The sequence below is a fragment of the Priestia sp. YIM B13489 genome (assembly GCF_042787645.1).
Classification (GTDB): Bacteria; Bacillota; Bacilli; order Bacillales; family Bacillaceae_H; genus Priestia; species Priestia megaterium.
The window spans coordinates 2,014,884-2,040,969 of sequence record NZ_JBHZOQ010000053.1; the positions used below are offsets into that span (position 1 = coordinate 2,014,884).

General features: G+C 39.2%; 25 protein-coding genes and 1 other annotated feature. Of the genes, 20 read left to right on the top strand and 5 right to left on the bottom strand.

The genetic code is table 11. The features are described 5' to 3' along the window. Position 1 precedes the first annotated feature (1 nt). From ACFX4W_RS16095 to ACFX4W_RS16115, 5 genes are all read left to right on the top strand, one after another. Positions 2-193: a hypothetical protein gene (locus ACFX4W_RS16095; RefSeq protein ID WP_034276835.1), complete on the top strand. Its 192-nt coding sequence runs from the start codon at positions 2-4 to the stop codon at positions 191-193. A gap of 243 nt (positions 194-436) precedes the next feature. Beyond that, positions 437-655, top strand: a binding site (T-box leader). A 64-nt stretch (positions 656-719) separates the two neighbouring features. Next, complete coding sequence (gene leuS, locus ACFX4W_RS16100) at positions 720-3,134, top strand: leucine--tRNA ligase (RefSeq protein WP_322552462.1); 2,415 nt, start codon at positions 720-722, stop codon at positions 3,132-3,134. Between the two features lie 238 nt (positions 3,135-3,372). Then, positions 3,373-3,684: a rhodanese-like domain-containing protein gene (locus ACFX4W_RS16105; RefSeq protein WP_013085250.1), complete on the top strand. Its 312-nt coding sequence runs from the start codon at positions 3,373-3,375 to the stop codon at positions 3,682-3,684. Between the two features lie 102 nt (positions 3,685-3,786). Then, positions 3,787-3,966 carry a hypothetical protein gene (locus tag ACFX4W_RS16110; RefSeq protein ID WP_080781547.1) on the top strand — a complete coding sequence of 60 codons (180 nt, stop codon included), beginning with the start codon at positions 3,787-3,789 and terminating at the stop codon, positions 3,964-3,966. Positions 3,967-4,176: 210 nt separating this feature from the next. Next, positions 4,177-4,356 (top strand): sporulation protein Cse60, encoded by a 180-nt coding sequence (locus ACFX4W_RS16115; RefSeq protein WP_013059521.1) that lies wholly within the window; start codon positions 4,177-4,179, stop codon positions 4,354-4,356. Between the two features lie 4 nt (positions 4,357-4,360). Here ACFX4W_RS16115 and ACFX4W_RS16120 read toward each other — a convergent pair whose 3' ends face one another. Further along, the gene (locus ACFX4W_RS16120; RefSeq protein WP_043975922.1) at positions 4,361-5,632 is read right to left on the bottom strand and encodes a BaiN/RdsA family NAD(P)/FAD-dependent oxidoreductase; all 1,272 of its coding nucleotides are present in this window, start codon (positions 5,630-5,632) and stop codon (positions 4,361-4,363) included. Positions 5,633-5,843: 211 nt separating this feature from the next. Here ACFX4W_RS16120 and ACFX4W_RS16125 point away from each other — a divergent pair, with 211 nt between their 5' ends. Then, positions 5,844-7,487: a putative polysaccharide biosynthesis protein gene (locus ACFX4W_RS16125; RefSeq protein WP_043975924.1), complete on the top strand. Its 1,644-nt coding sequence runs from the start codon at positions 5,844-5,846 to the stop codon at positions 7,485-7,487. A 51-nt stretch (positions 7,488-7,538) separates the two neighbouring features. Next, entirely contained in the window at positions 7,539-8,255 is a 717-nt protein-coding gene (locus tag ACFX4W_RS16130) for a pseudouridine synthase (RefSeq protein WP_097824699.1), read from the top strand. A 223-nt stretch (positions 8,256-8,478) separates the two neighbouring features. Here the strand turns inward: ACFX4W_RS16130 and ACFX4W_RS16135 are convergent, their stop codons facing one another. Beyond that, a complete protein-coding gene (locus ACFX4W_RS16135) occupies positions 8,479-8,700 on the bottom strand; it encodes a DeoR family transcriptional regulator (protein ID WP_013059517.1) in 222 nt (73 codons plus the stop codon). A gap of 408 nt (positions 8,701-9,108) precedes the next feature. Between ACFX4W_RS16135 and pepV the strand changes: the two genes are divergently transcribed. Further along, positions 9,109-10,512: a dipeptidase PepV gene (gene pepV / locus ACFX4W_RS16140; RefSeq protein ID WP_043975928.1), complete on the top strand. Its 1,404-nt coding sequence runs from the start codon at positions 9,109-9,111 to the stop codon at positions 10,510-10,512. Between the two features lie 32 nt (positions 10,513-10,544). Here pepV and cysK read toward each other — a convergent pair whose 3' ends face one another. Continuing rightward, complete coding sequence (cysK, locus tag ACFX4W_RS16145; protein WP_013085245.1) at positions 10,545-11,477, bottom strand: cysteine synthase A; 933 nt, start codon at positions 11,475-11,477, stop codon at positions 10,545-10,547. A 190-nt stretch (positions 11,478-11,667) separates the two neighbouring features. Here cysK and thpR point away from each other — a divergent pair, with 190 nt between their 5' ends. From thpR to ACFX4W_RS16165, 4 genes are all read left to right on the top strand, one after another. Further along, complete coding sequence (gene thpR / locus ACFX4W_RS16150) at positions 11,668-12,222, top strand: RNA 2',3'-cyclic phosphodiesterase (protein WP_043975930.1); 555 nt, start codon at positions 11,668-11,670, stop codon at positions 12,220-12,222. A gap of 135 nt (positions 12,223-12,357) precedes the next feature. Next, positions 12,358-13,284 carry a hypothetical protein gene (locus ACFX4W_RS16155; RefSeq protein WP_280560433.1) on the top strand — a complete coding sequence of 309 codons (927 nt, stop codon included), beginning with the start codon at positions 12,358-12,360 and terminating at the stop codon, positions 13,282-13,284. Between the two features lie 92 nt (positions 13,285-13,376). Continuing rightward, entirely contained in the window at positions 13,377-15,518 is a 2,142-nt protein-coding gene (pulA, locus tag ACFX4W_RS16160; protein WP_043975934.1) for a type I pullulanase, read from the top strand. A 191-nt stretch (positions 15,519-15,709) separates the two neighbouring features. Continuing rightward, positions 15,710-16,504 (top strand): phosphotransferase family protein, encoded by a 795-nt coding sequence (locus tag ACFX4W_RS16165; protein ID WP_028410490.1) that lies wholly within the window; start codon positions 15,710-15,712, stop codon positions 16,502-16,504. A gap of 6 nt (positions 16,505-16,510) precedes the next feature. On the opposite strand, the gene ACFX4W_RS16170 is transcribed toward ACFX4W_RS16165, so the two are convergent. Next, positions 16,511-16,789 (bottom strand): YtzH-like family protein, encoded by a 279-nt coding sequence (locus tag ACFX4W_RS16170; protein ID WP_013059510.1) that lies wholly within the window; start codon positions 16,787-16,789, stop codon positions 16,511-16,513. Between the two features lie 127 nt (positions 16,790-16,916). Between ACFX4W_RS16170 and trmB the strand changes: the two genes are divergently transcribed. Next, a complete protein-coding gene (gene trmB, locus ACFX4W_RS16175; protein ID WP_013059509.1) occupies positions 16,917-17,567 on the top strand; it encodes a tRNA (guanosine(46)-N7)-methyltransferase TrmB in 651 nt (216 codons plus the stop codon). Positions 17,568-17,642: 75 nt separating this feature from the next. Next, positions 17,643-18,500: a YtnP family quorum-quenching lactonase gene (locus ACFX4W_RS16180; RefSeq protein ID WP_280560432.1), complete on the top strand. Its 858-nt coding sequence runs from the start codon at positions 17,643-17,645 to the stop codon at positions 18,498-18,500. Here ACFX4W_RS16180 and ACFX4W_RS16185 read toward each other — a convergent pair. After that, positions 18,469-18,780: a PepSY domain-containing protein gene (locus tag ACFX4W_RS16185; protein WP_025750689.1), complete on the bottom strand. Its 312-nt coding sequence runs from the start codon at positions 18,778-18,780 to the stop codon at positions 18,469-18,471. The two genes, ACFX4W_RS16180 and ACFX4W_RS16185, sit on opposite strands and share 32 nt — an antisense overlap. A gap of 152 nt (positions 18,781-18,932) precedes the next feature. Between ACFX4W_RS16185 and ACFX4W_RS16190 the strand changes: the two genes are divergently transcribed. From ACFX4W_RS16190 to ACFX4W_RS16215, 6 genes are all read left to right on the top strand, one after another. Next, a complete protein-coding gene (locus ACFX4W_RS16190; protein ID WP_013059506.1) occupies positions 18,933-20,006 on the top strand; it encodes a M42 family metallopeptidase in 1,074 nt (357 codons plus the stop codon). A gap of 57 nt (positions 20,007-20,063) precedes the next feature. After that, positions 20,064-20,588 carry a DUF84 family protein gene (locus ACFX4W_RS16195; RefSeq protein WP_162215037.1) on the top strand — a complete coding sequence of 175 codons (525 nt, stop codon included), beginning with the start codon at positions 20,064-20,066 and terminating at the stop codon, positions 20,586-20,588. Positions 20,589-20,741: 153 nt separating this feature from the next. After that, positions 20,742-21,059 (top strand): thioredoxin family protein, encoded by a 318-nt coding sequence (locus ACFX4W_RS16200; RefSeq protein WP_013059504.1) that lies wholly within the window; start codon positions 20,742-20,744, stop codon positions 21,057-21,059. A 72-nt stretch (positions 21,060-21,131) separates the two neighbouring features. Further along, positions 21,132-21,944, top strand: coding sequence for a DUF1444 domain-containing protein (locus ACFX4W_RS16205; RefSeq protein WP_014457994.1), 813 nt, complete (start codon positions 21,132-21,134; stop codon positions 21,942-21,944). 2 nt (positions 21,945-21,946) lie between these two features. After that, positions 21,947-22,552 carry a YtpR family tRNA-binding protein gene (gene ytpR / locus ACFX4W_RS16210; RefSeq protein ID WP_013085234.1) on the top strand — a complete coding sequence of 202 codons (606 nt, stop codon included), beginning with the start codon at positions 21,947-21,949 and terminating at the stop codon, positions 22,550-22,552. Positions 22,553-22,981: 429 nt separating this feature from the next. Beyond that, complete coding sequence (locus ACFX4W_RS16215; protein WP_280560429.1) at positions 22,982-26,080, top strand: DNA translocase FtsK; 3,099 nt, start codon at positions 22,982-22,984, stop codon at positions 26,078-26,080. The last annotated feature ends 6 nt before the right edge of the window (positions 26,081-26,086 follow it).

The following is a 26,086-nucleotide window of genomic DNA, read 5'->3' on the forward strand; positions in this document are numbered from 1 at the left end:
GATGAATCGTTCGGATCTTTTCATGTTTATGGTGAACGTAGATTTCATTTGTTTAGGTGCTTCTAGCTGCGGAGTGGAGGGCAAGACAAAGACTTCTGAAATAGGTGAGACCCCGCATGAGTGTAAGCAACGAGGAGGCTCATCGGCTGCCAGCGGAAAGAGAAGTCTTGCACGGAAATCAACAGCGGTGTAACCAAGAGATTCATACTAGCGCATTTATTCTATTTGTTCGTCTTTAAATTGGATTGATTTAATTATGTCTCAATCCCTTTTTTGTTTGGCCGTCGATGTATGTTTTTGGGAGAAGTTGTTCATATATAAGAATGAAAGAGAGGATTTAGCAATAAAGCAGTGCTGCATTGCAGAAACTTTTACAAAATCCCTTGAACAACTTGCAGTTTACGAACATATTATTTACAATACAAGGTAGTATGATGTAAAAACTATGATAAGGAATAGTAGTGAACGAAGCGAGCTAAGAGAGCTGACGGGTGGTGCGAGTCAGCAAACGAGCGTTCATGAACTCACCTTGGAGTTGTAAATGTGAAGTAAAGTAACATTTGCCGTCTATCCGCGTTAAGGAAAATGAGTGAGTACATAATTGTGCTAATTTGGGTGGTACCGCGGGAAGTTTATTCAACCTCTCGTCCCTTTGTTTGAGGGATGAGGGGTTTTTTAGTTTAATTAAATACAGCTGGAGCGTACAAGGAGGATTATGTATGGCTTTTAATCATGAAAAGATCGAACAAAAATGGCAAAAAGTTTGGGAAGAAAATAAAACATTTAGAACAACAGAAGATGAAGGAAAGCGTAAATTTTACGCATTAGATATGTTCCCTTATCCATCTGGCGCTGGTTTACACGTTGGGCATCCAGAAGGTTATACAGCAACGGATATTTTATCTCGTATGAAGCGTATGCAAGGATACAATGTACTTCATCCGATGGGATGGGATGCATTCGGACTACCTGCTGAACAGTATGCATTAGATACAGGAAACGACCCGGCTGAATTCACTGAACTTAACATTAATAATTTCCGTCGTCAAATCAAATCGTTAGGTTTCTCTTACGATTGGGAGCGAGAAATTAATACAACTGATCCAAACTACTACAAATGGACGCAGTGGATTTTCTTACAGCTATATAAAAACGGCTTAGCTTATGTGGATGAAGTAGCTGTTAACTGGTGTCCTGCTCTAGGAACGGTACTTGCGAACGAAGAAGTTATTGACGGCAAAAGTGAGCGTGGGGGACATCCGGTTGAGCGTCGTCCAATGAAGCAGTGGATGCTTAAAATCACCGCTTATGCAGATCGTTTACTAGAAGATTTAGATGAGCTTGATTGGCCAGAAAGTATTAAAGAAATGCAGCGCAACTGGATTGGCCGCTCTGAAGGAGCTCACGTGCACTTCACAATCGATGGATACGACGACACATTTACTGTGTTCACAACGCGTCCTGACACGCTATTTGGGGCAACGTATGCCGTTTTAGCACCTGAACATCCGTTTGTAGAAAAAATTACAACAGCCGAACAAAAAGAAGCGGTAGAAGCGTATTTAGATCAAATTAAAAGCAAAAGCGATTTAGAACGTACAGACTTAGCTAAAGACAAAACTGGCGTATTCACTGGTGCTTATGCAATTAACCCTGTAAACGGCGAGAGAATGCCAATTTGGATTGCTGACTATGTTCTAATGAGCTATGGCACAGGTGCAATTATGGCTGTTCCGGCTCATGATGAGCGTGATTATGAATTTGCTGTTAAATTTGAACTGCCGATTAAAGAAGTAGTAGCGGGCGGAGACGTTTCAAAAGAAGCTTATACAGGCGACGGCGAGCACGTTAATTCAGACTTCTTAAATGGTTTAGATAAAGAAGAAGCAATTTCAAATATGATTCAGTGGCTTCAAACAAATGAAAAAGGTGAAAAACAAGTAACATACCGTCTGCGTGACTGGTTATTCAGCCGTCAGCGCTACTGGGGTGAACCAATTCCTGTTATTCACTGGGAAGACGGCACAACGACTGCAGTTCCTGAAGATCAACTTCCGCTTGTGTTACCAAAAACGACTGAAATCAAACCGTCAGGCACAGGTGAATCTCCGTTAGCAAACATTGATGACTGGGTGAACGTTGTAGATCCGGAAACAGGCAAAAAAGGGCGCCGCGAAACAAATACAATGCCTCAATGGGCAGGCAGCTGCTGGTATTACTTACGCTACATTGATCCAACAAACAGTGAAGCGTTAGCAGATGCAGATAAATTAAAAGAATGGTTGCCGGTTGATATTTATATCGGTGGAGCTGAACACGCTGTTCTTCACTTATTATATGCTCGTTTCTGGCATAAGTTTTTATATGATATCGGCGTAGTTCCAACAAAAGAGCCGTTCCAAAAACTGTTTAACCAAGGTATGATTCTTGGAGAAAATAACGAAAAAATGAGTAAGTCAAAAGGTAACGTTGTAAACCCAGACGAGATCGTAGAAAGCCACGGTGCAGATACGCTTCGCCTTTATGAAATGTTCATGGGGCCTTTAGATGCGTCAATCGCCTGGTCAACAAAAGGGCTTGATGGTGCACGCCGTTTCTTAGATCGTGTATGGCGCTTACTTGTTGACGATAACGGTGAATTAAGCAGCAAGGTTCAAGAAAGCAATGACACTACGCTTGAACGCGTGTATCACCAAACGGTGAAAAAAGTAACGGAAGATTACGAAGGCCTCCGTTTTAATACAGGTATCTCTCAGCTTATGGTATTCATCAATGATGCATACAAAGTTGACGTGCTGCCAAAGCAATACGTAGAAGGATTTGTGAAGCTATTAGCACCAATTTGTCCTCATACGACTGAGGAATTATGGAGCAAACTAGGTCACGAAGATACAATTTCGTATGAGGCTTGGCCTGCGTTTGACGAAGCAAAACTTGTAGATGATGAAGTGGAAATTGTCGTTCAAATTAACGGTAAAGTACGTGCGAAAGTAAACGTACCTGCTGAGGCATCTCGTGAAGAGCTTCAAGATATTGCAATGGCTAATGAAGATGTTCAAGAGTTCATTGAAGGTAAGACAGTGCGCAAAGTGATTGCTGTGCCTGGTAAATTAGTAAACATCGTAGCTAATTAAGTATTGATGTAGAACAGAACCCTTGATAGTTCTTTAGTCAGGGGTTCTGTTCTAGACCTAAGCGCCTGATGTCCACCTTTCGGGTTGACATCAGGCGCTTAGTCAAACCTTTAACTACGATTGGAAAAGCTTAGGCAGGCTGCTGCTTAAGCTTTTCTTATTTAGTGGCATAAAGGTATTTGAATTTGCTACAATAGCGATAGCAAGCTGAATGAAAGAATAGAGAGGAATGACGAAGATGGAAGAAGTAAAAGTAATTACGCCTGAAGAACTTCAAAAACGCGTTGAAAATGGAGAAGAACTTCATTTAGTTGATGTGCGCGAAGATGAAGAAGTAGCAGAAGGAATGATTCCCACTGCTAAACACATTCGTATGAATGATATTCCAGGTAATGTGGATTATTTCGATAAAGACAAAGAATATATTTTCATTTGCCGTTCGGGCCGCCGCAGTGAAAACGTATGTTACTACCTTCAAGAACAAGGATATAAAGTAACAAATATGGTTGGCGGTATGTTAGAGTGGGAAGGAAAAACGGTTAATAAATAAAAAGAGGCTGGGACAAAAGTATCTTAGCTGAAGTGAAAAATGAACCATTGATCAACATGTTTGATTAGTGGTTCATTTTTTTTGTTTCGTTTCTTCTAGCAGTTGATTGGAAGGCAAGGCGAAGACTCCTGCGAGAAAAGCGGAACAGGTGAGACCCCCCAGGAGCGCAAGCGAGGAGGAGGATCACTGGCCGCCCGCGGAAAGCGAAGTCTTGCAAGGAAATCAACTGCCGTGTTACAAGCGGTTCAGCTCATGTATCCCATTTGTTCGTCTTTAGATTGAATTCATTTCGTTATGTCTTAACCTCTTTTTTGAATGAAACTTCTGCCAACCGACTAAAATGATAGCAGGAAAACAAATGATGACTAAATCTATAAAAGCCCTCATAAAAATAGAGGTAGTAAGAGATTGAAAATCTGTACAAAAACCATCATCAAGAGAAACAGTCCATTCTGATTGAAACAAATTTGATAGGACAAGGTGGTAGAAGCTGTGATACAAGTAAAAATGTTTGATAAAGAGCATGAAAAAGATTTAGAATTTGCGGTGAACCGATTTTTACGGAAATTAGAGGATGAAGACGTCGTTGATATTAAATACCAAGTGACAGTGGATGTTGATCGTGATGAGCAGGTGTACTGTTTTTCAGCCATGGTTATGTATAAAGCCTAGCATATTATGCTAGGCTTGTTGCAAATTCTCCTGCATTACTTCCAGCCAAACGGCCTGTTACAAGAGCAGAAGTGATATTGTATCCTCCAGTGTATCCATGGATATCAAGAATTTCCCCGCAGAAGTAAAGGCCTTGCATAAATTTCGAAGACATTTCTTTTGGGTGAATTTCTTTAACAGATACGCCGCCTCCTGTGACGAATGCTTTTTCTAAAGAAAGCGTGCCGTTTACAGCAAATTCAAATCGTTTGCACAGTCTTGCAAATTCTCTCAGTTTCTCATGCTGAAGCTGTCCTGCTAGCGCTTGGCTATCAATGCCTGCCTGCTCGAGTAAAAACAATAGATAACGTTCAGATACAAAACCTTTTAAGACATTTTTAATTGCTTTTTTCGGTTCTTCTTTTGTTGTTTTGACTAATTGTTGAAAAATATCTTCTTCGTTTTGGCTAGGAAATAAATCAAGAGACATTTGAACAGTGTTGCTTTTTTGTTTCTTTAACTCTTTAACAACATATTGGCTGCAGCGAAGAGCGGCAGGGCCAGAGATGCCAAAGTGAGTGAAAATCATATCCATTTGATGAGTAATGACAGGCTTGCCTTTTTTATTAAGCACGCTTAGTCCTACATTGCGAAGCGATAGACCTTGAAGCGTTTTGGTTTTAATAAAGTGTTCGCTAGATGTAATAGGAACTTCTGTTGGGTAAAGCTCAGTAATTTTATGCCCTGCATCTTTTGCCCATTGATAACCGTCTCCTGTCGAACCTGTATGAGGTACTGATTTTCCACCTACTGCAATCACAACGCTTTTCGTTTGGATTGCTTCCCCGTTTTGAAGCACAACTTCTTTCACGGTGTTGTTCTCATAGTGTACGCGTTTAACGGCTGTGTTTGTGCGAATTGTCACGCGAAGACGGTGAAGTTCGCTAATTAATGCGTCAACAACAGATTGCGCTTTATTGCTGACCGGAAACATACGGCCGTGATCTTCTTCTTTTAATTTAATTCCCAGGCCTTCAAAATAAGAGATGATATCTTCGTTATTAAAAACAGAAAACGCACTGTATAAAAAGCGTCCGTTTCCTGGAATGTGTTTAATAAGTTCATCAATGGGAAGACGGTTTGTCACATTACAGCGTCCGCCTCCAGAAATGGCAAGCTTTCGTCCAAGTTTATTGCCTTTATCAATTAATAATACGTTTGCACCTGACTCACCAGCTGCAATCGATGCCATCAAACCAGAAGGTCCTCCTCCGATTACGACTACATCATATATCATACTTTCACCAACCTGTCTATTCTTAAAAAATTTTAGTTTGTTCACTGACAAATCTCTCAACATTGGATAAAATGGGCTATAGTCTTTGTTTTTCTAGTTTGTTGACGAGTGCGAGTGAGTATAAGACCTTTCTTAGTGTATACTGTCACTTGCTTCTTTTCAATTCTATCATTATTATCAGTATGTAACATTAAGTATCGGAGGCAAACGTATGTCTGATTCAAAATTGTTAAGAGGGACCTTTGTGCTGACGCTTGGCACCTATGTATCCCGAATCTTGGGAATGATTTATTTATTTCCATTTGCGATCCTTGTTGGAACCGTAGGGGGAGCACTGTTTGGTTACGGATATAACCAATATGCTATTTATTTAAGTATTGCTACAGCCGGTATGCCAATGGCCGTATCGAAATTTGTATCAAAATATAATGCACTCGGTGATTACTATACGAGTAGAAGAATGTACCGGGCCGGCATGAAATTAATGCTTGTCACAGGAATACTTGCATTTTTACTTTTATATTCGTTAGCTCCTGTTATGTCTAGAATTACACTGGGAGGTTCTGATTTAAATAACTCCTTAGAAGATGTAGTAATGGTTATGCGAATGGTTAGTGTTGCGTTAATTGTAGTACCGATGATGAGTTTAATGCGAGGATTTTTCCAAGGTCACCAGTCTATGGGACCAACAGCTGTTTCACAAGTAGTTGAACAGCTTGTGCGGGTTGTCTTTTTATTGGCATCTACCTATATCGTCATCAAAGTTGTCCACGGGAGTCTTGCATTAGCCGTTGGATTTGCTACGATGGGGGCTTTTGTAGGAGCTCTTGCTGGACTGGCTGTATTGATTTGGTACTGGAAAAAACGAAAGCCTTATCTTGATAAAATGGTGAACGAGCAGACGGTAACGCCTACGCGTATTTCTACCGTATCCATTTTTAAAGAGCTGCTTACGTATTCATTGCCATATGTCTTTGTCAGCTTGGCTATTCCGCTTTATCAGTATGTGGACCAATTCACATTTAACCGTGCAATGGTAGCGGCTGGACAAAAAGAAATAGCAGAGTCAATGAACGGAATTGTTCAGTCTTATGTTCCAAAGCTTGTGATGATTCCCGTTTCATTAGCTACTGCGTTCGGTTTGACTCTTGTACCAACGATTACACGTTCCTTTGTGAATAAAGATTATAACGTACTGCAAAAGCAAATTGACCAAACATATCAAACGATTATGTTTCTTGTGCTGCCAGCATCTGTAGGATTAATGGCTTTAGCTGGCCCAGCCTATACGTTTTTCTTTGGAACAGATGCATCGGATGCGGGTGGGAATGTCTTGCTTTACTATGCACCGGTAGCTTTATTGTTCTCATTTTTTACGGTGAATGGAGCTATTTTACAAGGAATCAACAAACAAAAATATGCTGTTTTAAGTCTATTATTTGGATTGATTGTGAAAATTGTCGTGAACGTTCCATTTATTCTTATGTTCCACGAGATTGGTTCAGTTTTAGCGACTGCATTAGGCTATATCGTATCTCTTGTTTATATGTTTGCGCTTATTCAAAAACACGCAAAATATAACTACAGTGAGTTTATAAAACGCTCTGTGCTTATTCTCATTTTTGTTGCGATTATGGGAATCAGCGTAAAAATTGTCGCAGCAGTGATTGGTCTGTTTACAACGCCAGGACGATTCTCTGCCACTGTTATTACGATTATAGGAGCAGCAGTAGGCGGCCTTATTTACTTTATTATTACCTATCGTACAAGCCTGCTTGAAAAAGTAATGGGAGCGAGGGTAACAGGTGCAATTGAACGAAAGATACTGCGCCGAAATAAACAGCGCAGTGCCTAAGAAGATGACTCGTTAGAGTCATCTTCTTTTCAAAAAAGAGGAGGATATTACATGCGTTTGGATAAATTGCTTTCTACCATTGGGTACGGAAGCCGAAAAGAAGTTAAAGGTCTTTTAAAGACTGGGGCTGTTAAGGTAGACGGTACAGCAGTTAAAGATGCTAAGGTCCACGTTAATCCAGATGAACAAGAAATAACTGTGCATGGCGAAGCCGTTTCTTACCGAGAATTTGTTTACTTTATGCTTCATAAGCCGCAAGGCGTCATATCAGCGACAGAAGATTCTCTTCATGAAACAGTTTTGGACTTGCTTGAACTTGATGATGCTGTGTATAACCCATTTCCGGTAGGGCGTTTAGATAAAGATACAGAAGGGCTCTTGCTGCTGACGAATGACGGTCAGCTTGCACATCAGCTGCTATCTCCTAAAAAGCACGTTCCTAAAACGTATTTTGCAAAAATTAATGCACCGGTGACTGAAGAAGATGCTGAAGCATTTAGGCAAGGTGTCACTCTTGATGATGGATATGTAACAAAATCAGCAGAGTTAAAGATACTAACAAGCGGTGTGGAATCAGAAATTGAATTAACGATCGTTGAAGGGAAATTTCATCAAGTGAAGCGTATGTTTGAAGCAAGAGGAAAAAAAGTAACGTATTTAAAACGTTTATCTATGGGAGCCTTGCTATTAGACGAGTCGTTAGATTTAGGAGAGTATAGGGAGTTAACGGAAGAAGAACTAGCTTTATTGCAAAACTCAAATGCCTAAGAAGAGGCGAAAGAAAAAGGAACCTAAGTCTAAAATGGTTCCTTTTTTTTGTCCACTTTGTTAGACAAGTGAAACATTTCACGTTAAAGCACTTAAACGAGTACCAACTCTGCTTGACGTGCAAATGGAGCGGGGGACTATGCACTCGTCCAAGTCTTGACTTTCTACTGCGTAGAATTTTATCTCTATATATAAATCACTTACTACCCTTGAAATAAACTTACTAGGATGACATCTTGACCTTCTTTTGCGTAGTCGTCCATGTACCGCGACTTGGGCTGCGAACTAAATCATTATATGCTAACACATTCAAGTCACGCTGAATGGTTCTTGGTGTAATACCAAATTCGTCTACGAGCTCTTGCGTTGTAACTGTTCCATTTTTACAAATGAACATATAGACCGATTTGATACGAGTTAGCATTCGATTAGTTGAAGGTTTCAAAAAACCACTTCCTTATTCGTTTTTCGTAAGGCACAACTTCTTTATAACTCTGAGATGTCAAGCACTATTTCAGTCCTTATCCTTATTGTACACAAAATCGACAGAAAAATAAAAGAGAAAACGCAAATTAACACAATATTTACAAAAAATGATATAAATATGTAATCCTTTCGTAACATCTCCTTCCTCTATTTGCACATTTTTTATAGTATATGTAAACAATAAACAAATAGAATCCGTTTTTATCGATTGTGCCTACAATTTATTTCCCGGAATTTTGACTCTGTAAACCTTTGATATGAAAGGAAAGAGACAATTATTTCTTTCTATATAAAGGTATGATAAAGTTAAATTTACCAATAGTAATGATAGATACAATCTGTAAAAGCAGGAAAAGGAGACAAACAGATGACGGCAATTAATTGGAAAGAGGAAGTTCAAAAAAGAGAAGCTGAAATTCTAGCTGAGACGCAGCGTTTTCTACAAATTAAAAGTGTTTTGACAAGCACAGAAAAACAAGAAGAGCCATTTGGACCTGGAATTGCTCAAGCGCTTGACTTTCTTTTAAATAAAGGAAAAAATGACGGGTTTTCCGTCAAGAACGTAGACGGATATGCTGGTCATATTGAAGCAGGAGAAGGGAAAGAACTTCTTGGCATTCTTTGTCACGTAGACGTTGTTCCTGAAGGAGACGGGTGGTCGGTTGATCCATACGGCGGTGAAATAAAAGACGGGAAAATTTTTGCTAGAGGAGCAATCGATGACAAAGGCCCGACGATGGCTGCTTATTATGCGATGAAAATTGTGAAAGATTTAGGGCTTCCTCTATCTAAACGGGTTCGAATGATCATTGGAACGGATGAAGAAAGTGACTGGAGATGTGTGGACCACTACTTCAATCATGAAGAGATGCCAACTATGGGGTTTGCGCCCGATGCGGATTTTCCTATCATTTTTGCTGAAAAAGGAATTACAGACGTAGAAATTCGCCAGCAGCCAATTGAAGGAACAAAGGGAAGCGTTCAGCTTACATCATTTGTCTCTGGACGACGCTACAATATGGTTCCTGATCTTGCAACAGCTGTTCTTGAATTCCATAGTGAAACGGATATTAAAAATAAATATGATCAATTTTTAAAGGATCAGTCTTTAAAAGGTTCAATAACAGAAAAGAGCGGTGTATACACACTTACTTTAGAAGGCGTTTCAGCACATGGCAGTGTGCCTGATAAAGGGAAAAATGCTGGACTTACGCTTCTTCGCTTTTTACACACATTAGAACTTGATGAACAAGCTAATCAGTTTGTAGGTTATGCAAATGCGTATTTAGTTCAAGATGCACTAGGAGAAAAAATGGGCTTAAATCGCAAAGATGAGGTTACGGGTGATTTAACGATAAATGTTGGAATCATGTCTTACAATCAAGAAGAAGCGGGGCACTTTGGTTTAAACATTCGCTATCCTGTATCAGCTCATATTGACGACATTATTGATACGATTAAAGAAAAAAGTGAATCTTATCAAATGACCATCAAACATTTTACAGATTCTAAACCACATCATGTCGATCAAAAACATGAGCTTATTCAAACGCTTCAAAAGGTTTACCAAGAACAAACAAATGAAGAACCTACACTTATTTCAATTGGAGGAGGAACGTATGCCAGAGCATTGGAAGCGGGGGTGGCATTTGGACCTCTTTTCCCAGGCCGTGAAGAAGTAGCGCACGAAAAAGACGAGTACATGGTAATTGAAGATTTACTTCGTGCAACAGCTATTTATGCACAGGCTATTTACGAATTAGCTAAATAAAAAAAGCGAACGCCTTTGCGTTCGCTTTTTTATTATTCAAATGAGAATAGGTCGCTTGATAAATAACGTTCACCTGTATCGCAAGCAATACATACGACCACTTGATCAGGAGATAATTTTTTGGCTACCTCGATAGCAGCATAGCACGCAGCGCCAGATGAAGGACCGACTAAAATTCCTTCTTCAGAAGCCAAGCGTCGCGTAATATCGTAGGCTTGTTCATCTTTAATTTTTAAAATTTCGTCGTAAACATCTACATTAAGCGTATCAGGAATAAATCCAGGGCTTGTTCCTACAAGCTTGTGCTTCCCAGGTCTTCCTCCAGATAATACAGGAGACCCAGCTGGTTCCACAACATGAACGGTCATATTTGGGTAGTTTTCTCTTAGTACTTCACCAGTTCCTGTAATCGTTCCGCCTGTTCCAGCAGTAGCAACAAAAGCAGATAAGTCTTTGCCTAACTCGTTCATTGCCTCGATAATTTCTTTAGCAGTCGTTTTTCGATGAGCGTCAGGGTTTGCATTATTTTCAAACTGCATGGGCATAAATGCATTTGGAATTTCTTTTGTAAGCTCTTCTGCCTTGCGAATTGCTCCAGGCATTTTCTCATCGCCCGGTGTTAGAACAACTTCCGCACCATATGCTTTTAACAAGTTAATTCGTTCTTGAGTCATGGTATCTGGCATAACTAAAATAGAACGATAACCTCTTGCCGCTGCATTCATTGCTAAGCCAATACCTGTATTTCCGCTCGTTGGTTCAATAATAGTAGAATTTTCATTGAGCAAGCCTGCTTTTTCAGCTTCCACGATCATATTAAAAGCAGCACGGTCTTTTACACTACGGCTTGGATTAAAAAATTCTAGTTTTAAGTAAACGGATGCTCCATCTGCAGGTTGAAGACGATTCAACTTAACAAGAGGTGTTTCGCCAATCAAATCAGCCATATTGTTAACAACTTTCATTTTTCTCATCCTTTTCTTATAAAAATTCTCTGTATTGTTTCTATGATAACACAAATTCTTATTTTTTAAGCACATGACAAATTTTCAGAAAAACCTCTCTATTTCATCCGAAAAAACCTTTAAAATAGATCTAGCTCTTTTTGAACATAACCAATTGGGGAAAGATAATAAAAAGAAAAGGAGCGATTTGATGAAAGGCGATAAACATTATTTTATTGGAATCAACGTGCCTGTATCCATTGCACATCAGGCAGAAAATTGGGCAAAGGAATTAATACCTTTTCCTTTCAAACAATGGACATACCCTGACGATTATCATATAACGCTACAATTTTTAGGGTTTTTAGATGACAAAAAGGAAAAGCTGATTACGCGCTTAAAAGAGGTAGCCTCCCGTCATTCAAGTTTTTCGCTGCAGACAGGTCAGTACGATGTGTTCGGTGCGTATAACAAGCCTAGAGTGCTTTATGTAAGCCTTAGGCCAAATGATAAGCTTATGAATCTGCAAAGGGATATACAGGCCGTATGGGGAGATCTAAGCGGCTTATATGAAAAACGTCCTTATCGTCCTCATATTACGATTGCAAAGAAGTGGGGAGGGGAAGCCGGACTTTTGGAAGAACAGTTAAAACAAACGTCGATTGAAGAACAGTTTCAAGTAAGTTCGTTTGCCCTTTTTGAAGTTCATCCTGCTAGCAAACCTAAATATAAAAAAATACTATCTTTTTCCTTGCAGTCACAGTAGCATATGAACATACAAGCATGGAGAGAGGTTATTTAAAAATCGCTCTTATCAAAGGAAAGAAAACGCCGATGATAATAGAGAAATCATCGGCGAACAAAGTTTTAGAGGAATTTTAATTAGGGGATTGATGTAAACGTGGCGCAGCTACTTAAGGTGCAAGATTATATTTCCCGTTATGAAAAAGACGTTTATCACTACACGTCTCAGTTTAATCACTTAAAAAAGCATAATTGGAAGAAAGCAAAGCAATTATTTGAAGAAGGGCTATTACATGAGCCGCCTGTACAAGAAGAAACAAAAGCTCAACGTTCATTTTTGCAAAAAGCAAAAGAGCGGTTTACAAGAAAAACAGAAACGTGTGAAGTGGAAGAAGCGTTCTCTAGCGATAGCGTGGAAAATCAAGAGCTATTGAGGTTTACAACTCTTCCACAAACAGCGGAAGACTTGAAAATATTGTTTTTAGAAAATGTATTTGATCTTCAAATGAAATGGGCTACATCCACTTTATTTGAGTTCTCACAAGCAGATCGTAAACATTACCATGATGAAGCTCTCCGTTATTTTATTCAGCGCTTTCCTGATACATGTCTCGTGATGTACAAGCCTGTTTTCCTGATTAATAAAGCTCCGGTAGAAGGAGATATCATTATTGTTACTCCAACGGAAACCCTCTGTATTTGTTTAATAGAAACATATAAAAGTGCTGTTTTTCAGTATTCAAAAGAAAATTTTTGGACAGAGTTAAGAGGAAGAGATCAAAAAAAGATATTAAATCCTTTAATTGGGTTAAATCGAACGGAGCAAATTGTCCGAAGCATCTATCGTACTCACGATATTGAACATAACGTAAAGAAAATATTACTGAGCAGAAATGGATACATTGATTACGCTGCGGAGCCTTATCAGGTTGAATTTGTAGATGCTAGAAAGTATGAAGAATGGTTTTGTGAACTTAGGAAATCTAAAGCACCTTTAAAGTTTAAGCAGATGAAAGCAGCTCAAGTATTGCTCGAACACAGCCAGAGTATTTATTTTGACCGGGAATTCGAAGCAGGTGAATAATACGAACATTCACGCTATGAAAGTGCTTTCGTTTTTGCGTTTACTACATATAATGCTACTAAAGAGGTAATTGGCATAAGGAGGAGAAAAGGATGACTGGTGATAATAAGTTTCAAGCTTATTTAGATCAAATAGATCGTATTACTCTTTTAGTTCCAACTTCTTATCATGAAGGTCAAATTGATTTTTTTGTGATTAAAAGTACACAAATACATGAGACCATCTCTATTGAAAACGTACATGAATTAGAAGGTTTTATCAAATATGAAGGCAAGGTTGAAGGTAGCATAGAAATTGGACAGTCGTACGTTATCTGTGATAATTACGGAGAGAAAGTTCCGCTGCAGGTAGGGGCTGTTATACGAACCAAAGAGTTTGATGAGAGATTTTATTATAATCAAAATGATTTGGGTGCAGCCTTTTATTCAGATCATATTATGATAAAAATTTGGGCCCCGACTGCATCAGCAGTGATTTTAAAATTAATACATGCAAACAGCGGCAAAGAAGAACTGTACGTCATGGCTCGTCAAAGAAAAGGCGTATGGGAAAAGAAACTTCCCTTAGATAAAGAAGGATATTATTATCGATTTTTAATAGATGTAAACGACCGGACAAATGAAGCGGTGGATCCTTATGCCGTTGCAGCTACAGCAAATAGTGAATACGGAGTTCTGATAAATCTTCATACAGCCTATGTTCATCCCCATGAAAAGCCACCTTTCCTTCAGCCAACAGATGCCGTTATTTACGAAATGCACGTTCGCGACTTTTCTATTCATCCTTTAAGCGGGATAGAAAAAAAGGGCACATACCTAGCTGTTACTGAATCAAGCGGGCAGCCAGGCAAAACAACAGGTCTTCATTATTTAAAAGAGCTAGGAGTGACCCACCTTGAATTTCTTCCTATTAACGACTTTGGCGGAGTAGATGAATTAAACCCTCATGCTTCTTATAATTGGGGGTATAATCCATTGTTGTTTAATGTACCAGAAGGAAGCTACTCCGCTGACCCTTCAAATCCTGCCACTCGTATTGCTGAAGTGAAACAATTAATATCAACACTTCATCAACAGGGATTCCGTGTTATTATAGATGTAGTTTATAATCACGTATTTGTACGAGAGGAATCACCTTTTGAAAAAATTGTTCCGGGCTATTATTTTCGACATGATGAGTTTGGGATGCCTTCGAACGGGACGGGAGTAGGAAATGATTTTGCTTCTGAACGGAAAATGGCGCAAAAGTTTATTATCGATTCAGTATTGTTTTGGATAAAAGAGTACGACGTTGATGGGCTTCGCTTTGACCTCATGGGGATTTTAGATATAGAAACGATGAACATCATTCGGGACAAAATAAATGAAATTGATTCTACTATTTTGGTGTTTGGCGAAGGCTGGGATTTAAACACTCCTCTCCCCTATAATCAAAAAGCAATTATGGCGAATGCCCGCCAAACGCCTCAAATCGGCTATTTTAATGATCGCTTTCGAGATTCTGTAAAAGGAAGCACGTTTGATGTATATGAAAAAGGTTTTATCAGCGGAAATATTCATCAAAAAGAGACCGTGCAATCTGTTATAGCGGGGAGCATTCTGGATAAAGAAGACAGCCGGGCTTTATTTATAAATCCAGCACAATCAGTTAATTACGTTGAATCACATGATAATCATACGCTGTGGGATAAGTTAACGAATTCAAATGGAGAAGAAGACGAAGACATTCGTAGAAGTCGTCACCGCCTTGCTACTGCTATTGTACTTCTTTCGCAAGGCATACCGTTTCTTCATAGTGGTCAAGAGTTTTACCGCACTAAACAAGGCGTAGAGAACAGCTATAATTCACCCGATGATATTAATGCACTTGATTGGAATCGACGGATCAAATTTTCTCCTGATGTGAATTGGGTTCAAGAGCTGATTCGTATTCGCAAACAGCACGGTGCATTTCGCTTGGGAGATGCTTCAGCGATTAGGCAGCATGTTTCTTTCCTAAATACGCCGCAATCCGTTATTGGCTATTGCTTATCAAACGTATTGGCTTACGGTCCGTGGAAGAATATTATTGTGTTTTTTAATCAAGGCCTAATGGAAGAAAAAGTAGTTTTGCCAGAAGGACCATGGAAAATAGCACTTGATCATTGTAAAGTATATAAAAATGGGTATCCTACTATAGAGGATAATGCTATAAACGTTTCAAAGCTTAGCGTTCTTATTTTATTTCAAACGTAATTATTGTCTTCAACCACTTGACGAAAAAAGTATGATGGAGATAATATTTATAAAGGATGGCTATTGATACATATCCTCAATAGCCGTCTTTTTTATTTACTAAGAAAATAACGTCATGATGTCTTAATAGATTGCTTTATTGAGTGAAATTTTTAAACGAAATGTGTGTGTTGAAATTGAAGGTGAATTGGTTGGAAGATATATTAGGAAGCGAATGGGAAATTACTCCTGCTGGCGGAGCGACAGGAGAAGCTTATTTTGCAAAATTTCAAGACCGAAAGCTTTTTTTAAAGCGTAATTCATCACCTTTTTTAGCAGTATTGTCAGCTGAAGGAATCGTACCGAAGCTCGTGTGGACAAGACGAATGGAAAATGGAGATGTGATCACAGCTCAGCACTGGCTAGATGGTCGAGAATTAAAACCAAAAGATATGAATTCGAGTCGAGTGACAGAATTGCTTAGTAAAATTCATCATTCAAACGAGTTATTAGATATGTTGAAAAGGTTGGGGAAAACACCGCTTCTTCCCGAAGACGTGCTAGCCGATATTGTAGAGAATGTGGACGAGCGACTTCAAAAAGAAAGTATTGTAGAGCAGGGAATCAGTTATTTACAAGCAGAGCTTCCGTCCGTTCAGACAGATAAATATGTTGTGTGTCACTGTGATGTGAACCACAATAACTGGATGCTTGGAGAGAATACGCAGCTATATTTAATCGACTGGGACGGAGCGATGATTGCAGATCCTGCTATTGATTTAGGTTTATTGCTTTATTGGTACATCAATCCATCTCAGTGGGAAGAATGGCTTGAGCATTATGGAGTTGAACTAACCGAGAACTTGAAAAAGAGAATGAAGTGGTATGTGATAAGTCAAACCATTTTATTCATTGAATGGCATCGTTCGAAAAATGAACATTCTGAAATGAACTACTGGCTTGAATATCTTCGGATGTTGCTCGTCAACGACATTCAAGCACAGTAGCAAAGATTATGACAAGGTAGATAGTTCTTGGACCCATTGTGATAAATTTTGTTGATTGGTTTGAATATGTTCGTCTAAATGAGCAGCACTTTTTGCATCTTGCGTGTATTTATACACGTTTTGTAGTGTTGCTTGTACGTCTGTGCTAGCGTATCCTTTTGCTAACATTGATTGAATTAAACGTTCAACCTGTTCACATTCCGCAACCGTTCCGCAGCAATCACTTTGATGATTAGATAAAATATCTTTTAATATATTCATTTGGTGTTCGGCATTTAAAGGCATTAAGCATCATCCTTTCTCGTATGATGCTCTTATTTTTTTCTATCTAAACACAATTATGCATGAGAATGTCGGTTGTTTCGAATAACCGACATTTTCAATGCGTCAAAATACATTAAAGAGGTGCAACATGAGATTACGAAACAAACCTTGGGCAAAAGATAAAATTGCTGAAAATCCCCAATACGTGGTTCCAAACCCAGCAGAGTATAAAGGGAACTGGAAAGAGGTTTTTGGAAACGAAAATCCTCTTCATATTGAAGTAGGAACAGGAAAAGGCCAATTTTTAGTAGGGATGGCTAAACAAAATCCGCATATCAACTATATTGGAATTGAAATGTATGAAAGTGTCATCTTAAGTGCTCTAGAACGATTGATTGAAGAAGAGCTTCCAAATTTAAAGCTGTTGAATGTAGATGCTAACCACCTTAGTGAGTTTTTTGCAAAAAATGACGTGGATCGCGTTTATCTCAATTTCTCTGATCCATGGCCAAAAAAGAGACATGCCAAACGCCGTTTAACATACAAAACGTTCTTAAGCATGTACGAAAACCTGCTGGTTGATGGTGGAGAAATTCACTTTAAAACAGATAATCAAGGTCTATTTGAATATTCATTGACAAGCTTTTCAGAATATGGGCTTCTTCTCAAATACATTAGCTTAGATTTGCATAAAAGCGATTTTGAAGGCAATGTTATGACGGAATATGAAGAGAAATTTTCACAAAAAGGCAGCCGTATTTACCGCTGTGAAGTAAAATACCTGAACGAAAAAGACTGAGTTCATCAGTCTTTTTTTGTTCAAAAAGAGAAGGAGATAGTGATAAAATAAAAAGGAATATAATGGAGGTGTAAAATGGAAACGTTAACAATAGGCGGATTAAAAGTGACATGGCTTCGTGGAGGGAATAATCATTTAGACGGAGGAGCAATGTTTGGTGTTGTTCCAAAAGAGCTTTGGACAAAAAAATATCCTATCTCAGAAGGAAATCGAATTCCAATGAGAACTGATCCTTTGCTCGTTCAAACTGAAAAACACCTCATGTTAATTGATGGGGGTATAGGGAATGGTATGTTGGATGAGAAAAAAAAGCGTCATTTTGGTGTAACAGAAGAATCATTTATTGCTGAAGATTTACAAAAGTTAGGGTTTACGTGCGAAGATATTACTCATGTCATTATGACGCATCTTCACTTTGATCATGTGTCAGGCTTAACAAAATGCAGCAACGGACATTTTTCCTCTGCTTTTCCAAATGCAGAAATCTTTGTTAGTGAGATCGAGTGGAATGAAATGAGAAATCCTAATATACGTTCTAAAAATACGTATTGGAAACAAAATTGGGAATTTATTCAGCATCAAGTAACAACATTTAGCGATAAAGATGAAATTGTGCCTGGAGTAACGGCTCATCATACCGGCGGTCACAGCGATGGTCATGCTGTAGTTGTATTAAAAGGAAACAATGACATCTTAGTGCACATGGGCGATCTTTTGCCAACACATGCACATCAAAATGTCTTATGGGTAATGGCATATGATGATTATCCAATGACTTCGATTGAACAAAAGCAGCAGTGGCTAGCTTATGCCTATGAGAATCAAGCTTGGCTGAGTTTTTATCATGATGCTTTTTATCGAGCTGTAAAATGGGATAACAAAGGAGAAATAGTTGACGAAATTAAACGGGTGCATTCAGCGTCAATTCAATAATAGAACCGCTTTTTTTATCAATGAAAAACTCGTAATGTTCCTGTTTTGCATCACGTGTTCTGATAATTCCACCTGTATAACCATAAAAAGAGAGACCATGTTTTTGAATGACTTTAGTCGTTGTTTCAATCCATGAGCCATCGATTGCCCCATTTTGTTTAAAAGCGCTTTTAACAATCGTAAGGGCTTCCGATGAGGAAATTGACGACTTTCTTTTTTGAAGAATATAAGCGCTTGCAAATCCGACTGCAGCTCCTGCTATTAGTTGAGTCCATTTCACGTTATTCACCTGCTTTTTAAGGATATGTTTTCATCATTATATCAAATTGTCGAATGCTTTGTTAAGTTGAGTTATAGAAGAGAAGGACGGAACTAGCAACTATTTCCGGTTTTCGATACAATAAAGAAAATGATACATAAAGGAGAGTATATATGAACAATGAAACGCTATCTCTATTTAAAACATTAACGGAGTTACCAGGTGCCGCTGGAAACGAACATCAAGTACGTTCATTTATGCGCTCGCAAATTGAACCCCTTGTAGATGAAGTCATTCAAGATGGGTTAGGAAGTTTATTCGGCGTTCGCTATAATGAAGAAAAAGGTCCTAAAGTAATGGTAGCGGGACATATGGACGAAGTAGGATTTATGGTTACGTCTGTAACAGATAAAGGAATGCTTCGTTTTCAAACTCTAGGAGGATGGTGGAGTCAAGTACTGCTAGCTCAACGCGTCCATGTTGTTACAAAAAAAGGTCCTATCACCGGCGTAATTGCTTCTATCCCTCCTCATTTATTAGACGAATCACAGCGCAACAAGCCAATGGCCATTAAAAATATGATGATTGATGTGGGCGCAGATAGTAAGCAGGAAGTAGCAGAAATGGGCATTCGTCCTGGCGACCAAATTGTACCGATTTGTCCGTTTACGCCAATGGCAAATGAAAAGAAAATACTGGCGAAAGCATGGGATAACCGCTATGGGTGCGGACTTGCGATTGAATTATTAAAAGAAGTAAAAAATGAAAAATTGCCAAATATCTTATATTCTGGAGCTACTGTGCAAGAAGAAGTAGGACTTCGCGGTGCTCAATCAGCTGCGAATATGATTAAACCGGATTTGTTTTATGCACTAGATGCTAGTCCAGCTAACGATACATCAGGCGATAAAAATGCATTTGGACAATTAGGAAAAGGCGTATTACTTCGTATCTTTGACCGTACGATGGTCACACATAGAGGAATGAGAGAATTTATTTTAGATACAGCTGAGACAAACAGCATCCCTTATCAATACTTTGTTTCTCCAGGAGGTACGGATGCAGGGCGCGTTCATACTTCTAATAATGGAGTTCCTTCTGCGGTCATCGGCGTATGTTCACGTTATATTCATACTCATGCTTCTATGATTCATGTAGATGACTATGCAGCTGCAAAAGAATTACTAGTCAAACTTGTACGTTCTACAGACCAAACAACGCTCGATACGATTAAGCAAAACGGATAAAAAGAACAAAGCAGCTGCTTTTGCGGTTGCTTTGTTTCATAATGACAGGAGAAAAAAATGAAAATTGCAATCGGAACGAAAAATCCAACAAAAGTAAATGCAGTAAAAAAAGTATTTGGAGATACTTTTACATATGTAGAGGTAGGCGTGCAGTCCGGGGTGTCGCCACAGCCTTTTTCTGACGAAGAAACCATCCAAGGAGCGGTTAATCGCGCGCGTGCTGCTGTGAAAGAGACAGGTGCTGATATTGGTATTGGGCTTGAAGGAGGGGTGCAGGAAACGCCTCATGGCTTATTCCTTTGCAATTGGGGAAGCCTTGTTACCTCTAAGGACCTTGAACCGATTTTAGGTGGAGGGGCTCGTATTCGGCTTCCTGAAGCGGTAGCCGGTATGCTTCGTCATGATAAAAAAGAATTAGCCGAAGCTATGGAAGTGTATACAAACCAAAAGAATATCCGAAAAAAAGAAGGAGCAATCGGTATTTTCACCAATGGAAATTTAGATCGGACCGCTATGTTTTATCAGGTTGTTTTAATGCTAAAAGGACAGCTTGATTTTAGGACAAATCAAGCTGTTCAATAGGAAATTTCTTTGTAACCCTTTATAATAGAAAAGCATCAGTGTATGATAGTTGCAACAACTCATATACTATGTTTTGATGTAGAAGGATTAAATAATGTATAGGGCTTTAGCCGTTTAAATACGAAAGTAAAAGAAAAAGTGGAGGAAAGAAAAATGGAAAAAATGCAAACAATTGAACAATACAAAGAAATCATTAAAGAAGGAAAGCATATCATGATGTTTTCAGCAGACTGGTGCCCAGATTGCCGAGTAATCGAGCCTGTGCTTCCAGAAATTGAGGCGAATCATAGTGAGTATACATTTCACTATGTCGACCGCGATGACTTTATCGATCTTTGTGCAGAATTAAGCATCTTTGGAATTCCAAGCTTTGTTGGTTACAGCAACGGAGAAGAAACAGGGCGTTTTGTCAGCAAAGACCGTAAAACAAAAGAAGAAATTGAAGAGTTTATTAACGGCTTAAATGCATAAATCAAGTGAAGACTGATAGCGATCTACAGCTATCAGTCTTCATACATAAAAATGAGAAAAGGAGGCGTAAATATGGCGAAAATGAATAGTCAAAAGATGAGAAAACTACTAGAAGAGCGATTAACGGGTGCAGATTGGTCATTTTTATTTGATCGTGAAAAAGATACGCTGCGCGTTGAACATCAGGAAACGAAAAAAGGTGTAACCATTTCTTTACCTGGGCTAATTGCAAAATGGGAAGAAAAAAAGGAAGCGGCTCTAGATGAAATGGTATATTATATAAAAGAAGCTCTTCGTGTTATGAACGATGAACAGCAGGTAACGGGAAAAGAAAAGCGCATTTATCCAGTTATTCGCTCAACGTCTTTTCCAGATAAATCGAATGAAGACGTGCCGTTGATTTATGATGAACATACAGCTGAAACACGCATTTATTATGCGCTTGATTTAGGCAATACATATCGTCTATTAGATGAGAAACTAATTCGCAAGGAAAATTTAGATCTATCCGCAGTGCGGGAAATGGCTAAATTTAATCTTCGCTCTTTGCCGATTTCACATAAAAAAGATACGGTAGCAGGCAATGACTTTTATTTTGTAAATCAGAACGATGGATACGATGCAAGTCGAATTCTTAACGAGGCATTTTTGCAAGATTTTGCTTCTAGTGTTTCGGGCACAATGGCTGTAGCAGTACCTCATCAAGATGTGCTGATTCTAGCTGATATTCAAAACGAAACGGGTTATGATATTCTTGCGCAAATGACCATGAGCTTTTTTGCAAGTGGACGTGTACCCATCACAGCTCTTTCATTTTTATACGAAAACGGTGAGCTAGAACCTATTTTTATTCTAGGAAAAAATCGCAGTAAAGGACGGGACTAATTATGAATCTTTTTTATAATAAAGAAGGTATCGGCGATACATTAATCGTCAAGCTAGAAGATATCGCAATTGAAAATCGCACGTTTGAAACAAAAGGCGACGTTGTGCGTATCTTTGATCAAAAATCAAATACAACAGCTGGCTATAACATCTTTCATGCTTCTTCTAAGTTAAAAGTAGAGGGAAATGGTTCTCTTGAATTAACAGAAGAAATGGTGGAAGAAGTAAATCGTGTACTTAGCGAAAGCGGTTTTGAAGGTAAACTTGAAGTGGATTTATCTCCTAAATTTGTAGTGGGATACGTTCAAGAAAAAGAAAAGCATCCAAATGCAGATAAGCTGAACATCTGTAAAGTAGATGTTGGCACAGAAACACTTCAAATTGTGTGTGGAGCACCAAATGTAGACGCAGGTCAAAAAGTCGTGGTAGCAAAAGTAGGAGCGGTTATGCCAAGCGGCATGATCATTAAAGATGCAGAGCTGCGCGGTGTGCCTTCTTCAGGTATGATTTGCTCTGCTAAAGAGCTGGCGCTTCCGAACGCTCCTCAAGAAAAAGGAATTCTAGTACTTGAAGACAAATATGAAGTAGGTCAACCTTTTCAAGCATAAAAGCAGAGTGCGATACTGATTTATAGGGCAAAAGCATGATGTTTTTTTACACGTATATTTCAAAGCGTTACAGTTGCTGAAAAGCAATTGTCAATTCTTAAAAAGGTTTGATAAAATTAAAAGCCACTAGTATATACTAGTGGCTTTTTTCGCGTTTAATTATGAGTGCTAACTAGACGCAAAAAAATATTTTTGCAAAGAGGAATTTTACTGTATAAATAAGGGAAGCAAAATAGTAGATTTTATAGTAAGAGTTCAAGCATACGTGATAGAATGATAAATGAAAAGATAGTATATATATCCATCTCAGAGAATACTTTGAGGCCAAAGGTAAATAAAGGATGCATGGATAGCTTTTTGTAGATATCGCAGCACTGCGGTATAAGAGGCTAAACGAAGTAAGATAGTCTGATAGAAAGAGTGATAAAAATGGGTTTTGTACGAAAAGTAATGGATTATTTACTAGGATACGAAGTGAAAGAAATTGTTGTAGACGAACATGGAAATACAACGGAAGAATACCCTTTAAATAGAGAAAAAACAATTCCTAAAAAGAAGGCTCCTAAGCCTAAACAAATGCAGTCAGTTCATCAAAAGCCAGTGATGAAAGCAGCGCCAAAACCTTCTGTTCCACACTCGGCCAGAACGCAAAAGCGGAGTTACACTGAAGAACAGCAAGATGTTCATACAAAAGTAGCTTATCAATATCCAAAAGGAACGTTTCGTTTTCCTTTAATTGATGATACGGGAGAAGCAAAAAAGGCAGCAGCGCCTAAAAATGAACCAAGGCCTGTAACAAAAAAGGCACCGGCTCCGTTTTATCAAGAGCCTGTTCGCAAGTCGGCGCTAACGCAGCCTAAGTCAGTATCTCAGCCGTTAAAAACGGTATCTGAAAAGAAAGAAGCGGTTCCGCAAGTAAGAAAACGTCCGTTTCGTCCTACTGAAATTCCTTCACCTGTCTATGGGTTTAATAAGCGGCCTTCTAATGTTGTACAAAACGGAAGTGAGGAAGTAGTAGAATATGAGCTTCCGAGTACACAGTTATCAAAAGCGGCGTTTGAAGATGAAATTTACCGACGAGCGATGAATACAGCTGTTGTAGAGCCGTTAAGAAAACCGGTTTCTAAGCCTATAGCCGAAGAAGCACCGATTCAAGAAACAGAAGAAATGATGCAACTGTCTTCTCAGCGTTTTGCTCAGTGGAAGCAATATGAGGAAAATCAAAAAGAGAAGCTATCATTTCCTGAAGAAAAGCCAAGTTCTTCAGTAGCCGTAAAAGAACAGGAAGAGGTGCCAGCTTTTGAAGAATCACACGCGGTCGAACCGTTAGTGGGACAAGAGAGCACTCTTGACTGGGATTTAGCGAAAGGTATGACAGCGCCCGAAGAAGTTCCAATTTCAGAGGAAACGCGCCCGTCTGAACCATCAGTTTCTCTCCAACAAGAGATAGGAAATGAGACTGAAGAAGTAGAAACGTTGATGGACGGAAGCGAAGTGTTTTTACAAGCAGCAGAAGAAGTAGAAGCACTAAAGCCTAGAAAGAAAGAAGAAGCTCCAGCTGCTGAGAAAGAAAGTGACGTCATTCTAGAAGAGCCTGCAAACAGTGTTCATATGGAAGCAGAACATGAGCTGAATTCTGAAAGTTTAAATTCATCGCAACCCGCAGCTGATGAATGGCAACCAGAAGCGGCATCGGCTGTTGTTCACCAAGAGCTTGAAAATTCGGTGATAAAAGAGGAAGAAAGCAGTATGCATGAAAGTCAAGAGTTACAAGAACAAGTACAGCAAGAGTCAGCTGTAGAACCTCTTGTACCTGCAGAACAGCCAGGAAATGCTGAACGAGGTCGCGGTAAGCGATTAGTGCCTTTTAACGTGATGATGCTGAAAAAAGACCGCACAAAGATGAATAACAGCGCTCGAGAAAAAAGTCAGCCGTCTCAAGGTTCATACCAAGGGCAGGAGACAGAAGCTCTGCAAAAAAAAACGGAAGTAAGTAGGCAAGAAGAAGTTCACGGTGAAAAAACCAAAGAAGCAATTCCGCAGGCTTCGTTGAAAGCTGAAGAACCTGTAAATGTAAAGGCTTCTTCTCCTTATGCATTTCCTGGAATGAACTTGCTTAACATTCCTCCAGCTGCTATTGAAGAAGATAATCAATGGGCGGATGAGCAGCGTGAGCTTTTGGATATGACATTAAAAAACTTTAACGTTCGAGCTAAGGTCGTAAACGTCACACAAGGTCCTACCGTGACCAGATTTGAAGTACATCCTGAACCCGGTGTGAAAGTGAACAAAATTACGAATTTAACAGATGATATTAAACTGAGCCTAGCCGCGCGTGATATCCGAATTGAAGCGCCAATTCCAGGGAAAAATACGATTGGAATTGAAGTGCCAAATCGTCAAAGTAAGCCGGTGTTAATTCGTGAAATTTTGAGGCATCCCTCTTTTAGAAAAGATAACTCTCCTTTAACGGTGGCTTTAGGGTTAGATATTTCAGGAACGCCGGTTGTGACTGACTTGAATAAAATGCCTCATGGTTTGATTGCCGGAGCGACAGGGTCTGGTAAAAGCGTGTGTATTAATACTATTATCGTCAGCTTGCTTTATAAAGCTGCGCCGCACGAAGTCAAGCTTATGTTAATTGACCCTAAAATGGTTGAGCTAGCTCCTTACAACGGTATTCCGCATTTAGTCAGCCCGGTTATCACGGATGCTAAAGCAGCTACTACAGCTTTAAAATGGGCAGTAGAGGAAATGGAGCGCCGTTATGAATTGTTTGCACATGCGGGCGTACGTGATATTACAAAATACAACGAACGTGTAAAAGAACATAATGAAAAAAGCGGGGAGCTCCCATATCTAGTTATTATTATTGATGAACTTGCCGACTTAATGATGGTATCTCCTGGGGAAGTAGAGGAAGCTATTTGCCGTATTGCACAAAAGGCAAGAGCATGTGGCATTCACTTATTGCTTGCAACTCAGCGTCCTTCCGTAGATGTGATTACAGGCTTAATTAAAGCGAATGTGCCAACGCGTATTGCATTTTCTGTTTCTTCGCAAGTTGATTCACGTACAATTATCGACACAGGGGGAGCAGAGAAGCTACTAGGTAAAGGTGATATGCTGCTTCTTGAAAACGGCTCTTCTAAAAGCGTTCGAATTCAAGGGAACTTTGTTTCAGATGAAGAAATTGACCGCGTTGTAGATCATGTCAAAAAGCAAATGAAGCCAACATACCTATTTGATCAAGAAGATTTGTTGAAAAAGCAGCAGAGCTTTGCTTCAAATGAAGAAGATGAGCTTTTCTATGAAGCATGCGAGTTTGTGCTAGACCAAGGCGGTGCATCTACTTCCAGTCTGCAAAGACGCTTCAGAATGGGGTACAATCGCGCTGCGCGCCTCATTGATATGATGGAACAGCAAGGCATTATTTCAGAAGCAAGAGGAAGCAAGCCGAGAGATGTGCTCATTACCGAAAACGAGCTTCAGGAAATGGAAAGTCAAACAGCCACTTCTACATTTTAAGCTGTT

Coding starts and splice junctions, on each gene's coding strand:
- ACFX4W_RS16095 (WP_034276835.1), top strand. CDS start 2: ATGAATCGTTCGGATCTTTTCATGTTTATGGTGAACGTAGATTTCATT.
- leuS (WP_322552462.1), top strand. CDS start 720: ATGGCTTTTAATCATGAAAAGATCGAACAAAAATGGCAAAAAGTTTGG.
- ACFX4W_RS16105 (WP_013085250.1), top strand. CDS start 3,373: ATGGAAGAAGTAAAAGTAATTACGCCTGAAGAACTTCAAAAACGCGTT.
- ACFX4W_RS16120 (WP_043975922.1), bottom strand. CDS start 5,632: ATGATATATGATGTAGTCGTAATCGGAGGAGGACCTTCTGGTTTGATG.
- ACFX4W_RS16125 (WP_043975924.1), top strand. CDS start 5,844: ATGTCTGATTCAAAATTGTTAAGAGGGACCTTTGTGCTGACGCTTGGC.
- ACFX4W_RS16130 (WP_097824699.1), top strand. CDS start 7,539: ATGCGTTTGGATAAATTGCTTTCTACCATTGGGTACGGAAGCCGAAAA.
- pepV (WP_043975928.1), top strand. CDS start 9,109: ATGACGGCAATTAATTGGAAAGAGGAAGTTCAAAAAAGAGAAGCTGAA.
- cysK (WP_013085245.1), bottom strand. CDS start 11,477: ATGAAAGTTGTTAACAATATGGCTGATTTGATTGGCGAAACACCTCTT.
- thpR (WP_043975930.1), top strand. CDS start 11,668: ATGAAAGGCGATAAACATTATTTTATTGGAATCAACGTGCCTGTATCC.
- pulA (WP_043975934.1), top strand. CDS start 13,377: ATGACTGGTGATAATAAGTTTCAAGCTTATTTAGATCAAATAGATCGT.
- ACFX4W_RS16170 (WP_013059510.1), bottom strand. CDS start 16,789: ATGCCTTTAAATGCCGAACACCAAATGAATATATTAAAAGATATTTTA.
- trmB (WP_013059509.1), top strand. CDS start 16,917: ATGAGATTACGAAACAAACCTTGGGCAAAAGATAAAATTGCTGAAAAT.
- ACFX4W_RS16180 (WP_280560432.1), top strand. CDS start 17,643: ATGGAAACGTTAACAATAGGCGGATTAAAAGTGACATGGCTTCGTGGA.
- ACFX4W_RS16190 (WP_013059506.1), top strand. CDS start 18,933: ATGAACAATGAAACGCTATCTCTATTTAAAACATTAACGGAGTTACCA.
- ACFX4W_RS16195 (WP_162215037.1), top strand. CDS start 20,064: ATGAAAATTGCAATCGGAACGAAAAATCCAACAAAAGTAAATGCAGTA.
- ACFX4W_RS16200 (WP_013059504.1), top strand. CDS start 20,742: ATGGAAAAAATGCAAACAATTGAACAATACAAAGAAATCATTAAAGAA.
- ACFX4W_RS16205 (WP_014457994.1), top strand. CDS start 21,132: ATGGCGAAAATGAATAGTCAAAAGATGAGAAAACTACTAGAAGAGCGA.
- ytpR (WP_013085234.1), top strand. CDS start 21,947: ATGAATCTTTTTTATAATAAAGAAGGTATCGGCGATACATTAATCGTC.
- ACFX4W_RS16215 (WP_280560429.1), top strand. CDS start 22,982: ATGGGTTTTGTACGAAAAGTAATGGATTATTTACTAGGATACGAAGTG.